A 13,232-nucleotide genomic window follows, 5' to 3' on the forward strand; every position below is an offset into this window, starting at 1 on the left:
GGGACGGCGCAGTATCGTGGCGGATCACCGACGAGAGGACGACAGCGATGAGCGGATCAGCGGACAGGGGCGCCGAGAGCGAGGCGCCGGAGCCGAATGCGTCCGACCCGGCCGACACGACCGGAGACCGGCACGACGACGACGTCTACGAAGAGCAGCAGATCGTCGATCCCCCGGACCTCGACCACGCCTGATCGCGGGGCTGCGCGGGACGACAGGCGGAAAGTGAAACAGCCCCGGTAACTGGCGAGAGTTACCGGGGCTGATCCGTGCACCCCCAGGGACTTGAACCCTGAACCCACTGATTAAGAGTCAGTTGCTCTGCCGATTGAGCTAGAGGTGCGCGCGGCGCCGGGGCGTGATGAACCGGGCGGGCCGAGGGATCACATTACCATCCCGATCCGTCACGCCGCCAATCGCCCGCCCGGGCGCCTGTACCCTGGACGACGTGTCCCCTGCCGACGCTGCACGGTCTTCGCTGACCGGTCCCTACGCCGACGACCTAGCCCTCGCACTCCGGCTGGCGGATGCCGCCGATGCCGTGTCGATGGCGCGCTTCGACGCGGCCGGCCTCGATGTCTCGGTCAAACCGGACGCCTCGTTCGTCACGGAAGCAGACCTCGCCACGGAGCGGGAGATCCGCGCCATCCTGGCGGCCGAACGCCCCGATGACGGCGTCTTCGGTGAGGAGTTCGGGTCCGCGGGGTCCGGCGCGCGGCGATGGATCATCGATCCGATCGACGGCACGCACAACTACCTGCGCGGCATCCCCATGTGGGCGACCCTCATCGCTCTCGCGGTCGAGGGGAAACCGGTCGTGGGCGTGGTCAGCCAGCCGGCGCTGGGTCGCCGGTGGTGGGCAGCCGAGGCCGCAGGAGCATGGACCGACTCCCCCGACGGTGAGCGCCGCATCCGCGTCTCCGATGTAGCGACGTTGGACCGGGCGAGCATCAGTTTCCAGAGCATCCAGCAGTGGGATGACGCGGGCCACCTCCCCGCGCTGCTCGATCTCTCGCGAACCGTGTGGCGCGACCGGGGGTACGGCGACGCGCTGCCCTACATGTGGCTGGCGGAGGGCCGGCTGGAGATGGTGGCCGAGTTCGACGTGAAGGAGTACGACGTCGCCGCGCTCGCCCCGATCGTCATCGAGGCCGGAGGCCGGTTCGGCTCGTACGATGGGAGCGACTCCATCGCCGCGGGCTCCTCCTTGGCGACCAACGGCGTTCTGCACTCCGACTTCCTCGCTGTGCTGCACGCCGCCGACGCCCGCTCCGCTGAAAGTGCCGAATGAACATCCTGCGCCCGGTGGCCTCCGTCGCCCTCGTCATCTCACTCGTGGTCCTCGCCGCGTGCTCGGCTCCCCAGACGCCCGAGGTGACACCCACCACTCCGCCACCCGTCTCGACGGCGCCCCCCTCCCCCGCCCCGACGTCATCGGGCGAGGCGGCCGACCCGAACGAGCCGACGTGCGAGACGATCATCCCGGCGGCGACGGTCGCCGACTTCGAAGAGGCCGGATGGACCGCCCAGGCCGAGGTGTTCCGCATCGGGGGCGAAGAGGTGCCGGGCGGCATCGAGTGCAGGTGGGGCGACTTCTCCGTGGCCACCGATCATGTGCAGATCTACGGATGGGCGCCGATCGAGCCCGCGGAAGCCGATGCGGCGCAGAGCGAGCTGGTGCAGTCGGGATGGCGCCGGGAAGAGGGCGAGGGGGGCTTCTACGTCACCGAGAGCGCTGAAACGGCCATCGCCCCCGATAAGAACGGCTACGGCCTCACCTACTTCTTCGGAGACGGCTGGGTGACCCTCGCCGACACGAAGCAGACTCTCGTGCTCGTGGAGTGGCCGATCGGCTGACGGCCGCTCAGCCAGCCGGCGACAGCGGCGCCACGGCCGCGCTCGAGCGCTCCGCAGGGTCGGACTCCCCCGGTATCGGTGACGCTTCGCCGCGCACGCCCGTGATGGCGGCCTCGACGACGGCCGCGGCGAGCGCGTCGATCACCGCCGGCGGCTGCCACTGCAACGGCCCATGGACGGCGATGTCGGCGAAGCCGTGGACCGCTGACCAGCAGGCCCACTCGGCGTGCGGGCGGCGTTCCACCGCGAGCGTCCCGGCCTGCACCATCGCATCGAGTGCGTCCAGCAGCAGCCGGAAGGGCTCCACCACCTCGCCGCCGAGGGTCACGATGGCGTCGCTGGGCTTCTCGTCGTGCACGGCGAAGGCGAGTTCGAACCAGCCCGGCTCGGACCGTGCGAAGTCGATGTAGGCCAATCCGATGCGTCGGAGTCGTTCGATGGACGACTCGGCAGGCGCGATCCCGCGGGGCGTCTCATCCACCCGTGCCGTGATGGCCGCCGCCAGGGCGAACTGCGCCTCCGCCGCAGCGGCTCGCACCAGGTCGCCCCGGTCGGCGAAGTGACGATACGCCGCGTTGGGCGAGACTCCGACGGCGCGGGTGACCTCCCGGAGCGTGACCGCATCCGGTCCGCCCGTGCGCGCTCGCCGGAATCCTTCCTCGATCAGCGCGCGTCGGAGGTCGCCGTGATGATAGGTGCGCGTGTCGGAACTCGTCATTGCATCGCCCAACCTCGGTGTGTACGGTGTGAACATCGTCGATGTGCACGGCGTCCACATGGAGCGTACCCCTCCCGTCCCGAAGCCGCCGCGCGGAAGGAAGCCCGCATGGCCGAAGAGGTCTCCCCCTCGAGGAAGGTCGACGAGCCTGCGCAGATCCATCCGGGACCGCGCACGGTGCGCGCGTTCTACCAGGTGCTCGCCAACACCGCCGTCGCGAACGTCACGTCGAGCTACCTGTGGTGGGCGCTGACCTTCTGGGCGTACCTGGAGACGCGTTCGGTGCTCGCGACCGCCATCATCGGCGGCTCGTACATGCTTCTGGTGGCCGTGCTCGGCGTGGTCTTCGGAGTCATCGTCGACCACCTGAAGAAGAAGGCCGTCATGGTGCTCTCCAGCGTCGTGACGCTGTCGACCTATCTCTTGGCCGGCGCGCTGTACCTGTCGTTCCCCGAGAGCGTCCTGGTGAACTGGGGCGGGCCCTGGTTCTGGGTGTTCGCCGGCGTCATCCTCATCGGCGGTGTGGTGGAGAACCTCCGCAACATCGCACTGTCGACCACCGTGACGCTCCTGGTGCCGGCAGACCGCCGTGACAGGGCGAACGGGCTGGTGGGCGCCGTTCAGGGCATCGCCTTCATGGTGACGAGCGTCTTCTCCGGACTCTCGGTCGGGCTCCTCGGCATGGGGTGGACCGTCGTCATCGCCGTCGTCGCCACCGCAGTCGCCCTCATCCACCTCCTGTTCGTCCCCATCCCCGAGCGGGGCGTCGTGCACGTGGAGGGCGAGGCCCCCCAGGGTTTCGGCTTCCGCGAGGTCATCCCCGCCGTGATGGTGGTGCCCGGTCTCCTGGCGCTCATCCTCTTCTCGACCTTCAACAACCTCGTGGGCGGCGTGTTCATGGCGCTCATGGACCCCTACGGCCTCACCCTGTTCTCGGTGGAGGTGTGGGGCATCGTGCTCGGCATCTCGAGCGTCGGCTTCATCCTGGGCGGCGGGCTCGTGGCGCGATTCGGGCTCGGGAAGAACCCGGTGCGCACCCTCCTCCTCGTCAATGTCGGGATCGCCGTCCTGGGCATGACGTTCGCCATCCGGGAATGGTGGTGGGTCTACGCGCTCGGGATCCTCGTCTTCATGTGTCTCATGCCGATCGCCGAGGCATCAGAGCAGACGATCATCCAGCGCGTGGTCCCTTTCGACAAGCAAGGGCGCGTGTTCGGGTTCGCCGCGAGCATGGAGTCGGCCGCCGCGCCGATCTCGTCGTTCATCATCGGTCCGCTCGCGCAGTTCTGGCTCATCCCGTTCATGAACACGCAGCCCGGGCGCGACTCGCTCGGCTGGCTTCTCGGACCGGGCGAGGCGCGCGGCATCGCGCTGGCATTCGTCGCCGCGAGCTCCGTTCTGCTGGTCGTGGTGCTCCTGGCCTTCGTCTCCCGGCCGTACCGCCGACTGTCTGCGGCATACGCGTCGGCCCCACCCTCCCTGCCCTCGGCGGAGGGCGAGGCCGACCCCGATCCGTCTCCCGCGGTCGATGCGGCGGATGCCGAATCGCACACCGGGACGTGAATGATCCTGGGCGTGAAAGGATTTTGGACGTGCCGCAGAGTTCCACACCCCCAGATCCGGAGTACATCGTCGCCACCGACGGAGCCTGCAAGGGCAACCCTGGACCGGCCGGGTGGGCGTGGGTCGGCATGGATGGCGAGTGGGCAGCCGGGTCGGTGCCCGAGGGCACGAACAACATCGGCGAGCTGCTGGCGCTCCTCCGCGCGTTGCAGTACCACGCCGATGTACCGAACCTGCGGGTGCAGGCCGACTCGAAGTACGCGATCGACACCTACTCGTCGTGGATGGACGGCCACCGGCGCCGGGGCTGGAAGACGTCGACCGGAGCGCCCACGAAGAACCGCGAGATCCTGGAGCTGCTGATCACCGCGCGAGATGCCCGCCAGGCCGCGGGGCTCCCGCCGGTCACGCTCGAGCACGTGCGCGGTCACGCCGGGCATGTGCTCAACTCCTGGGCCGACAACCGCGCGGTCCGGGCGTCCCACCACGCCGCATCCGGTCTGACGCACGAATGGGCCACCCGCGGGGGTCAGGAGCGGCTCGACGTGGGCGCGATGCCGCCGAAGTCCGGCGAGGACAAGCCCGCGCGGGCACGGAAGAACTGACCCCACCGGGACGCCGCGACACGCGCGGAGTCAGCGGAAGGGATTCTGCGTGCTGCCGTCGCCGGCGTCCATGACGCCGGCCGCGTGGCCCTGGTCCCACGCGTCGCCCCGGGCCTCGAGATCCCGCGACAGGGCATCGGCATCGAGCACGCGCCTGGCCAGGCGCACCCAGTCTCCCCACGACGCCTCGACGACAGTTCCGCCCGCACCGACCTCCCACCGCTCGGGAACCTCCGCGGGCCGGAGGGAGAGAGTACCGACGCTGATCGTGCGCCTGCGCGGGTCGGGCATGGTCGACCTTCCTGGTGGGCCGGGCGGAGAGTTGCTCTCCCCATGCTCCCGCACGACGGACGAACCGGATTTAACTTCCCAGGAATATAGTTCCGCTGCATCCAGTTGCCCCCTCCATGGACTTCTTCGACACCCTTCTGCGCTACGAGGTGACCCTCTGGGACGCGGTGGAGGCCGCGCTCCGCCGCGAGGGACAGATCAGCGCGGCCCAGATGCAGGCGCTCACCGTGATCCATCGCCACGCGGGCGCTGCGCGCGTGGCGGACGTGAGCGAGAGCATCGGCATCACCGTGGGCGCCGCGAGCAAACTCGTCGACCGGCTCGAGCGTGGCGGGCTGATCGTCCGGCGCCCCAATCCCGTCGACCGTCGGTCATCGCTCGTGGTGCTCACCGACGCCGGCGATGCCGCGTACGAGAACGCGACTCGGGTGCGCGAGCACACGCTCCGCGAGCTTCTCGACCCAGAGGCCGCCGAGACGGCCAGGGAAGCACTCCTCATCCTGCAGGCCCGGCTCGAGCGCGCGCGGGACGAGGTGAACGCATGACCGCGACGATGCGGGCCGTGGTCGTAGACGCGCCCGGAGCGCCCGACGTGCTGCACGTCCGCACCGTGCCGCGCCCCGTGGCACGCACCGGCGAAGTCCTGGTCAGCGTGCGCGCGTTCGGCCTGAACCGCTCCGAGCTGCACTTCCGCCAGGGGATCGCCTACACCGGCTCCTTTCCACGGATCCCGGGGATCGAAGCGACCGGCGTCGTGGCCGACGCGCCCGGCGGCGAGTTCGAGCCCGGAACCCGGGTGATGACGATGATGGGTGGGATGGGCCGCGAGTTCGACGGCGGCTACGCGGAATTCGTCGTCGTCCCCGCCGCCCAGGTCATCCCGTTCCAGAGCGACCTGCCGTGGGATGCACTGGGCGCCGTGCCCGAGATGGTGCAGACGGCAAGCGGCTCGCTGACTGTGGGCCTCGACGCGCGGCCGGGCGACAGCATCCTCATCCGGGGCGGCACGTCGTCGGTCGGCCTGGCGCTGGCCGTGCTCGCCAAGCTCCATGGAACGACGGTGTTCGCGACGACGCGGCGCGAGGCCGCTCGAGCACAGCTCGAGAGCGTGGGCGTCGACCACGTCCTCCTCGATGACGGCGACGTCGCCGCGCAGGTACGCCGGATCGCGCCGGACGGCGTGGACGGCGCCGTGGAGCTCGTGGGGGTCGATGTCCTGAAAGACACCCTCCGCTCGGTTCGCAGCGGAGGCACGGTCTGTTTCACCGGCATGCTCTCGGACCAGTGGACCATCGGCGAGTTCTATCCGATGGAGTGGCTGCCCAACGGCGTGCGCCTCACCGCGTACTCCGGGGAGGCCGCCGATCTGTCGGGCGAAGACCCTCCAAGACTTCCTGGATGCCGTTGCCGAGGGCCGCGCGACGATCCCGATCGGCCGCGTCTACGCCCTGGACGATATCGTGCAGGCGCACCGGGACATGGAAGCAGGAATGGTCGGCGGTAAAGGGGTGGTTCTCCCGTGATCCCGCCGCTGGAGATCTATCACGCGCAGTACCTGGCTCGCCGCGCGGTCGCAGACGCCGACGCGGGGAGCGGCCCTCCGGAAGGCCAGGAGAGCGGGCCGAGGCGCGCGGCGTCTACTGCGGCGCGCGGCGCAAGCGCGGCTCCGGTGGCGGCGGCACTTCCTTCGCGGCGATGATGTCCGACACGGCGATGCGCTCGATGCCGCGCTTTCCGTCGACCACGACCACCGACGCGTCGGCGCTCAGCAGTTCGCCCAGCGCATCCGTCGCCTGTCCCGACGGCAGCAGATAGCGCACGACGACGCGGCGACCCGGCGCGGGGAGGTTCACCAGGCGCCGGGTGCGTAGTCCTTGAGGAACACCCCGAACACGTCTTCGCCGGCTTCTCCCCGCACGATCGGGTCGTACACGCGCGCGGCACCGTCGACGAGGTCGAGCGGGGCGTGGAAGCCCTCTTCGGCCAGGCGCACCTTGGTCGGGTGCGGGCGCTCGTCGGTGATCCAGCCGGTATCGACGCTGGTCATGAGGATGCCGTCGGTCTCGAACATCTCGCGCGCGCTGGTGCGCGTCAGCATGTTCACGGCGGCCTTGGCCATGTTGGTGTGCGGATGCCCCGGACCCTTGTACCCGCGGCCGAAAACACCCTCCATCGCACTGACGTTCACGATGTAGGTGCGCCGGGCGGGGCTCGCCGCGAGCGACGGGCGGAGCTTGGACACCAGGAGGAACGGCGCCGTCGTGTTCGCCAGCTGCACCTCGAGCATCTCCAGGGGGTCGACTTCCTCGACGCGCTGGGTCCACGAGTTCGCATCGTGGAGGTCGGGGATCAGCCCGCCGGCATCGATCGCGGTTCCCGCCGCGAGGCGCTCGAGCGAGCTGGAGCCGGCCGCCATCGCCTGCTCGGTCAACTCATCGGCGCGCGCTGCGGCGGCGGCGAGGATCGGATGCCCGGCGACGGAGCGCTCGAGAGCCTGAGGGTGCTGGTCGTTGGTGTGACCGAAGGTGAGGAGTTCGGGGAGCGGCCCGTCGGGGAGCGGAGCGAGTTCCGCATCCACGAGCGGCTGGTACGCGCCGGGTGAGCGCCGAACCGTCTGGGTTGCGTTGTTGATGAGGATGTCGAGGGTCCCGGCCGCCGCCACGTCGTCGGCGAGCCCGATCACCTGGGCCGGATCACGCAGGTCGATCCCGACGACCTTGAGGCGGTGCAGCCAGTCCGACGCATCCGGGAGGCTGCTGAAGCGACGCACCGCGTCGCGAGGGAAGCGCGTCGTGATGGTGGTGTGCGCGCCGTCGCGGAGAAGCCGCAGCGCGATGTACATGCCGATCTTCGCGCGGCCGCCGGTGAGCAGCGCGCGCTTGCCGGTGAGGTCGGTGCGCGCCTCGCGCTTCTGGTGGCTCATCGCCGCGCAGGCGGGGCACAGCTGGTGGTAGAACGCGTCGACGACCGTGTACGGCTGCTTGCAGATGTAGCACCCGCGCGCCTTGAGCAGGGTGCCGGCGGTGGGCGCGGTGGTCGCGGTGGTGATCGGGATTCCACGCGTCTCGTCGTCGATCCGGTCGGCGGCACCCGTCGCCGTGGCGGCGACGACCTCGCGGTCGGCCTGGGCGATGGCCTCGCGGATCTCGCGGCGTCGTTCCTTCTTCACGGCCTTGAACATCCGGGCGGTCGCCTGCCGCACGGCGATGAAGTCGGGATGGGTCGCGTCCAGCCCCGCCATGCCCTCGAGGACGCGGAGGGTGGTCTCCAGGTCTGCCGGGTCGATTCCGCTCGGGGTCAGAGCAGGGGCAGAGGTATCGGGAAGCACACCCGATGGTACTTCGACGGGATGCGTGGATGCTGTTACCGTGCGACGGTGCACTCCTCCCCCGTTCCTCCGGAGCCCCGCCGCATCCACGTGTCGGCGGCCGTGATCGTGGATACCGAGGACCGACTGCTGCTCGTGCGCAAGGAAGGCACCTCCGCATTCATGCAGCCGGGTGGGAAGCCCGAACCGGGCGAGTCGGCGAGCGAGACCCTCCGCCGGGAACTCGCGGAGGAGATCGGCGTGCAGGTGGGCCCGGATGACCTGCGAGCACTCGGCACCTACACCGCCGCGGCGGCCAACGAACCGGGGTTCCTCGTGGTCGCCGAGGTGTTCGGCGCCGACATCGGGTCGCAGCATCCGGAGGTGGGAGCCGAGATCGCCGAGCTCCGGTGGGTGTCGGCGGCCGATGCCGAGCACCTGGAGGTAGCGCCGCTCGCGCGCGAGAACTTCCTCTCCCGCTGACCACGCCCCTCGACGACGCGACGCGTCGCCGACTGCTGGCCGCGTTGGCGCAGAGCGAGCACACCGCCGGCGAGCTCGCCGCCCTCGAGCCGATCGGCCGCCCCGCGGTAGCCACCGCTCGCCGGCCTACCAGACGGTGCCGCCGCCGATCGAGATACCGCCCCAGGTGAGCGCGATGAAGATCCCGGCGAACACGACGGGCGCGATGCCCTTGCCGCTGCGCGCGAGCCCCTTGAGAAGGGCGATCACGGCGAGGATTGCGGCGATGATCGAGAGGCCGCCGCCGAGAATCAACCCGATGAACAGCGGAATGGGCATGAGCACGAGGCCGGCCAGCGCGACCCAGAACGCGGCCCAGGCAGACGGGTTGGAGCGGCGTTCGACAGAGGAGGACATTCATCCATTATCCCGTCGAGCGCCGCTGCACCAGCGCAGGCCCGAGCGCCTTGTGCATCACCTGTCGAATGCTGGACCGGAGCAGTCCGCTCGCCTCCGCGCGACGCTCCGCAGTGACGTGGGCGTCAGTTCGGGTTCACTCCGTGCATGTTGCAGAGGAAGATGAACGTCTCCCAGGAGACGGTGGCGACTTGTTCTAGCGGCGGCATGGGCATCATGTTCGTACCGCCACGGGCCCGGAGGAAGTTCACCTGGTCACGGAACGAGTTGTATTGAGCGACGTTGGTGAAGTTGACCTTGGCACCGGGGCTGATGTGGACAACCGTTCCGTTAGGGGCAGAGACCACTGTCTGCATTTCGACTTCCTCCATTGGGCTAGGGGACGGCGCGGGGTTGGAGCCTGGTAGCGGACTGTTGTTATTGACGTAGGGAGCAGGGTCAAACGCGGTCCCGCCGGGCCTCGTGCGCATCTCGAGATGAAGGTGAGTGCCTTCCGAAGCTCCGGTGTTGCCCATGAGGCCGACTTGCGTTCCGCGGGTGATGCGGACGCCACGCGACACCGACTGAGCCCGGAGATGGGCGTAAAAACTAGACCATCCGTTGTCGTGTTCGATCTCGACGAAATGGCCGTAGTTGACGTGGGTCGAAACATTGTTGATGACACCATCGGCCACGGCGTACACGGGTGGTCCCGACGAATCCGGGTAGTCGATTCCCGCGTGAAGGCGGCCGCTCCGCATCCCAAACCCGTAGCTCGGGGTGATGTACCGGGCGAGCGGAAAGCCCCATACGACATCGGCCTGAGCGCGGTCAGGGAAAAGCCAGCTCCCGCCGAGGGCCGCGGCGGATACGACGGCGCTTCCGATGATGAAGCCGCGCCGTGAGGGCCCTGAGCCAGCCTCAACGCCGGGGGTGTCCGCGCTCATCCGACGTGCTCGTCTTCGTCAAGCCCTCCGGGCAACTCTCCGCTGAGGTATCGCGCGTACTCGTCACCCGTCAGCGCGGCCACATCACCGTAGAAGACAGCCGTAGTGACATCGCCCGGGTTGGTGTACAGCGCGACGTATGTGCCATCGGCGGCAACGATGGCAGGACTCGTGTCTCGGTAAGGGACGGTGACGAAGAGCCGACCGTCAGATCCGCGCGCCTCGGCGCGCGCCAGGTCGTAGAAAATGGTGCGTCGAGCTTGTTCCTCACGCGCCCGGTCCGACCCGCTCGCGATTAACTCAACCGTCGTCTGGGCGATTTCCTGTGTGGCTACTGGCGTGAGCACTGCGTCAGGGTATCTGACGCGGTCGCTGCTCCCGTGGAGAAGATCAAGCGAGTCGTCAAGATGATGCGTGGATCGGGATTCACCCCGACAGGCCGCTCATCGATGGATACATCCCGAAACCTGCCGTTCCTCGCAGGCGTTCCGATGCCCTCATCCCCCGATGCGCGCGTGCATCGCTGTTCGTCTTGCTCGGCTGGCCGCGTTGGGTCTGGATCGTGACTGCCTGGGCCTGGACTGACGTCGGGTGTCGTAGTTAGCGCTCGATCATCGGGCATTCGTGCGGGCGGGTCATCCGTGCGCTGGCGGTGCGGCGTCGATACCGATTTGCCCGTCACAGGGGCCGCGCGCCCGAGGACCGGCATCCGCGCACTGAGCGACTTGGGCACCTCGTCAGCATGTAGCGCTGCACGGCGCCTGCGATCGCTGCGATCGGATGTGGGACGCCTGCGGCGATTAGCCCGAAACCAGGATCTCGTTCGCACGTCGGCGGATGCGTTCGGCGTCAATCGCCCAGCCTGCCTCAGCCTGATCCGACTCGACTTCAATCTCGATCTGATCAGCCGTCCTCATACCATTTGCACGAGCTGTCGCGGCGACGTCTTGCGCGAAATGCTCATGCGCATCGGCGACTGCCTGCCTTTGGATGTCGTCGAACATGCCGTCAAGATCACTGAATCCCGAGTTCCCCACGCATCTGAACCTAGGTCGGCGCACCTCGTTTCACCAGCGTCCCAGGCTAAGTGGGGAGTCGATCCCGGATCAAGAAGGACGTCGATAGCCACCGGTTGATCGACTTGCGTCGGCTTTGAGGCTTGATGCTGATCGTGCGTCGATACGCTGGCGCCATGAGTAAGTCGCGTCGAAGGGAGATTGCATCGGCGCTTTGGTTCGGCGCCGCTGGAGCGGGAGCGTTGTACAGTGCCCTCGTTACAACGTTCGATCACTCAGCGGACCCCGGTGCGGCTCGCGCCAACATCTTCGTGACCTTGCTACCAACCTGGCCCATCGTGGTCGTCGGCGCTGTCGCGGTTGCCCTCTTCGTTGCAGGCGCCGTTCTCACTCTTGCCCGCAAGCCCGTCGCACCTGCAAGCGGCACTTCGCAGAGTGCCCTCGCTGCTGCCGAGCCCGCCGGAGCAGGCAGCAGTACAAGAAAAGACGGGCCAACCGACAACGCGCGCACTTCGCAACAGCTCGGCGCGCCCGCGGATGAGCCTGCCGCGGCCACGACCGCACCCCCGGCGCGGGGTATGGCACCGACACCCCAGAGGTCAGCTACGCCGAGGCCAGCGATGACGCTGGGGCAGGAGAACGCCGTGAAGTCGGCTAAGGAGTACCTGCGCATGAGCGGATTCTCGCGTACCGCCCTCATCGACCAGCTGAAGCACGAGGGCTTCTCCGCTGACGAAGCACGCATCGCGGTAGAGGCAGCAGATCCAGACTGGTCAGGCCAAGCGATCAATTCGGCGAAGAGCTACATTTCTTCCGCTTCGTTCTCTAGGCGGAGCCTGATTGAGCAGCTTAGCCATGATGGGTTCTCCGACCACGAAGCGACCGCCGCCGTCGACGCTGTCAACGCTGATTGGAACCGCCAGGCGGCCCGGTCAGCAGCGGCCTACCTGAGGACATCTTCATTCTCTCGACGAGGCTTGTTCGAGCAATTGGAACACGAGGGATTCACACCCGATCAGATCGACTTCGGTCTGTCTGACGTCGGGTACTGAAACCGCCATCGAACGACTGCTCAGACTTCTCCGTTTCGTTCGCGCGCTGACGGACCCGTATAGGGTCGAACAAGATTTGGTGTCGGCGCTGCGCGGACGCGAACGCTATTTCCCCGGGCCGCCTGACCCGAGATGGCAAACCTACTTCGCGCTGAAAACCTCGGAGTCCCGTTCAAGCCAACACAGCAGCGCTGTGGCGTTCATCAACGCGATCAGACTATTGACCCTCGTGTACTGTCGCGGCGAAACACCGTGAGCGGTGGCGTGCCGAGAGAAGGCCCTCGGGATCGCATCGCCCGGGTGGTAGGCGGCATGTCCAACAGCCAGCGGCCCAAACACCATTAGAGCGCGCAAAGAGAGCTTCGACAGTTCCGGGCGTTGATTCTTCGCAGTGACAAGCGACCAGTTGTACCCCACTGCTTGAGCCTTAATGAACGATCGACCGAGCGTGTCCACAAGGTTGGCTGCGAGGGCCTGCGCTGCTTCGTAGTGGCCATCCCGAATCGCGGACGCCGACAAGTTGACGAACCGCGCGTGAGATCTAGCCTGTTGGCTAGGCAGCTCGCCCGCGGCGCTCACGCAGTCGCGCAGAATCCCACGCCACCCATTCCGAATCAACTCGCGCCGCGCCCTCGCGTGCTCGGCTGTCAGCAGTCGGTCGATGAGCGCCGAACTGGGCACCCATGCCAAAGGGATACCTTCCATTAGGATGATCGACCGCAACTCATCCTCGTCGAAATGGGCTCTCGCGGAGACGCCCGACCAGTTCGACGGGAGGCCAGGAAACCGTCTACCGATGAGGTCCGCAAGGCCCTGCATCCAGGAGGTGTTGATCCCGTCCAGCAGGGCGCCGGTGTCGAGGCCCTGCATCCAGGAAGTGTTGATCCCGTCCAGCAGGGCGCCGGTGTCGAGGCCCTGCATCCAGGAAGTGTTGATCCCGCCCAGCAGGGCGCCGGTGTCGAGGCCCTGCATCCAGGAAGTGTTGATCCCGCCCAGCAGGGCGCCGGTGTCGAGGCCC

At 68.0% G+C, this 13,232-nt stretch carries 18 protein-coding genes, 1 tRNA gene and 1 pseudogene; 10 read left to right on the forward strand and 10 right to left on the reverse strand.

The features are described from left to right. The first annotated feature begins 47 nt into the window (after window positions 1-47). On the forward strand, window positions 48-194 hold the full coding sequence (locus AC2DFQ_RS04825) for a hypothetical protein (RefSeq protein ID WP_484508971.1): 147 nt from the start codon (window positions 48-50) through the stop codon (window positions 192-194). A 76-nt stretch (window positions 195-270) separates the two neighbouring features. On the opposite strand, the gene AC2DFQ_RS04830 is transcribed toward AC2DFQ_RS04825, so the two are convergent. Next, window positions 271-343 (reverse strand) — tRNA-Lys (locus AC2DFQ_RS04830). Between the two features lie 105 nt (window positions 344-448). Between AC2DFQ_RS04830 and AC2DFQ_RS04835 the strand changes: the two genes are divergently transcribed. Beyond that, entirely contained in the window at window positions 449-1,291 is an 843-nt protein-coding gene (locus AC2DFQ_RS04835; RefSeq protein WP_484533102.1) for an inositol monophosphatase family protein, read from the forward strand. After that, window positions 1,288-1,857, forward strand: a complete 570-nt coding sequence (locus AC2DFQ_RS04840; protein WP_484533103.1) for a hypothetical protein — start codon at window positions 1,288-1,290, stop codon at window positions 1,855-1,857. Before AC2DFQ_RS04835 ends, AC2DFQ_RS04840 begins: the two co-directional genes overlap by 4 nt. A gap of 7 nt (window positions 1,858-1,864) precedes the next feature. Here the strand turns inward: AC2DFQ_RS04840 and AC2DFQ_RS04845 are convergent, their stop codons facing one another. After that, complete coding sequence (locus AC2DFQ_RS04845; protein ID WP_484533104.1) at window positions 1,865-2,575, reverse strand: TetR/AcrR family transcriptional regulator; 711 nt, start codon at window positions 2,573-2,575, stop codon at window positions 1,865-1,867. 108 nt (window positions 2,576-2,683) lie between these two features. On the opposite strand from AC2DFQ_RS04845, the gene AC2DFQ_RS04850 reads away from it, so the two are divergent. Further along, window positions 2,684-4,138, forward strand: a complete 1,455-nt coding sequence (locus AC2DFQ_RS04850; protein ID WP_484533105.1) for an MFS transporter — start codon at window positions 2,684-2,686, stop codon at window positions 4,136-4,138. 29 nt (window positions 4,139-4,167) lie between these two features. Continuing rightward, complete coding sequence (locus AC2DFQ_RS04855; protein WP_484508966.1) at window positions 4,168-4,743, forward strand: ribonuclease H family protein; 576 nt, start codon at window positions 4,168-4,170, stop codon at window positions 4,741-4,743. Window positions 4,744-4,773: 30 nt separating this feature from the next. On the opposite strand, the gene AC2DFQ_RS04860 is transcribed toward AC2DFQ_RS04855, so the two are convergent. Further along, on the reverse strand, window positions 4,774-5,034 hold the full coding sequence (locus AC2DFQ_RS04860) for a hypothetical protein (RefSeq protein ID WP_484533106.1): 261 nt from the start codon (window positions 5,032-5,034) through the stop codon (window positions 4,774-4,776). Between the two features lie 116 nt (window positions 5,035-5,150). Here AC2DFQ_RS04860 and AC2DFQ_RS04865 point away from each other — a divergent pair, with 116 nt between their 5' ends. The 3 genes and pseudogenes from AC2DFQ_RS04865 to AC2DFQ_RS04875 all read left to right on the forward strand — a co-directional run bounded on the left by AC2DFQ_RS04865 (window position 5,151) and on the right by AC2DFQ_RS04875 (window position 6,557). Next, complete coding sequence (locus AC2DFQ_RS04865; RefSeq protein WP_484533107.1) at window positions 5,151-5,579, forward strand: MarR family transcriptional regulator; 429 nt, start codon at window positions 5,151-5,153, stop codon at window positions 5,577-5,579. A gap of 8 nt (window positions 5,580-5,587) precedes the next feature. After that, a pseudogene (locus AC2DFQ_RS04870) lies at window positions 5,588-6,259 on the forward strand (alcohol dehydrogenase catalytic domain-containing protein); the annotation flags it as partial. Window positions 6,260-6,464: 205 nt separating this feature from the next. Further along, window positions 6,465-6,557 (forward strand): hypothetical protein, encoded by a 93-nt coding sequence (locus AC2DFQ_RS04875; protein WP_484533133.1) that lies wholly within the window; start codon window positions 6,465-6,467, stop codon window positions 6,555-6,557. Between the two features lie 114 nt (window positions 6,558-6,671). Here the strand turns inward: AC2DFQ_RS04875 and AC2DFQ_RS04880 are convergent, their stop codons facing one another. Both AC2DFQ_RS04880 and AC2DFQ_RS04885 read right to left on the reverse strand, forming a co-directional pair. After that, entirely contained in the window at window positions 6,672-6,887 is a 216-nt protein-coding gene (locus AC2DFQ_RS04880) for a putative acetyltransferase (protein WP_484508962.1), read from the reverse strand. Further along, window positions 6,884-8,362 carry an SDR family NAD(P)-dependent oxidoreductase gene (locus AC2DFQ_RS04885; RefSeq protein WP_484508961.1) on the reverse strand — a complete coding sequence of 493 codons (1,479 nt, stop codon included), beginning with the start codon at window positions 8,360-8,362 and terminating at the stop codon, window positions 6,884-6,886. Before AC2DFQ_RS04885 ends, AC2DFQ_RS04880 begins: the two co-directional genes overlap by 4 nt. A 48-nt stretch (window positions 8,363-8,410) precedes the next feature. Here AC2DFQ_RS04885 and AC2DFQ_RS04890 point away from each other — a divergent pair, with 48 nt between their 5' ends. After that, entirely contained in the window at window positions 8,411-8,824 is a 414-nt protein-coding gene (locus AC2DFQ_RS04890) for an NUDIX hydrolase (protein WP_484533108.1), read from the forward strand. A 126-nt stretch (window positions 8,825-8,950) separates the two neighbouring features. Here the strand turns inward: AC2DFQ_RS04890 and AC2DFQ_RS04895 are convergent, their stop codons facing one another. The 4 genes from AC2DFQ_RS04895 to AC2DFQ_RS04910 all read right to left on the reverse strand — a co-directional run bounded on the left by AC2DFQ_RS04895 (window position 8,951) and on the right by AC2DFQ_RS04910 (window position 11,150). Then, window positions 8,951-9,220, reverse strand: coding sequence for a hypothetical protein (locus AC2DFQ_RS04895; protein ID WP_484508959.1), 270 nt, complete (start codon window positions 9,218-9,220; stop codon window positions 8,951-8,953). 125 nt (window positions 9,221-9,345) lie between these two features. After that, window positions 9,346-10,146: a M23 family metallopeptidase gene (locus AC2DFQ_RS04900; protein WP_484533109.1), complete on the reverse strand. Its 801-nt coding sequence runs from the start codon at window positions 10,144-10,146 to the stop codon at window positions 9,346-9,348. After that, window positions 10,143-10,493: a hypothetical protein gene (locus AC2DFQ_RS04905; protein ID WP_484533110.1), complete on the reverse strand. Its 351-nt coding sequence runs from the start codon at window positions 10,491-10,493 to the stop codon at window positions 10,143-10,145. The genes AC2DFQ_RS04900 and AC2DFQ_RS04905 overlap by 4 nt, the downstream gene beginning before the upstream one ends. A 453-nt stretch (window positions 10,494-10,946) precedes the next feature. Next, window positions 10,947-11,150, reverse strand: coding sequence for a hypothetical protein (locus tag AC2DFQ_RS04910; protein ID WP_484533111.1), 204 nt, complete (start codon window positions 11,148-11,150; stop codon window positions 10,947-10,949). Window positions 11,151-11,782: 632 nt separating this feature from the next. Here AC2DFQ_RS04910 and AC2DFQ_RS04915 point away from each other — a divergent pair. Beyond that, window positions 11,783-12,214, forward strand: coding sequence for an Ltp family lipoprotein (locus AC2DFQ_RS04915; RefSeq protein WP_484533112.1), 432 nt, complete (start codon window positions 11,783-11,785; stop codon window positions 12,212-12,214). Window positions 12,215-12,355: 141 nt separating this feature from the next. Here the strand turns inward: AC2DFQ_RS04915 and AC2DFQ_RS04920 are convergent. Next, the coding region (locus AC2DFQ_RS04920; protein WP_484533113.1) for a hypothetical protein at window positions 12,356-13,232 on the reverse strand (877 nt) is incomplete at its 5' end.

The organism is Microbacterium sp. Z11_20 (assembly GCF_057197605.1).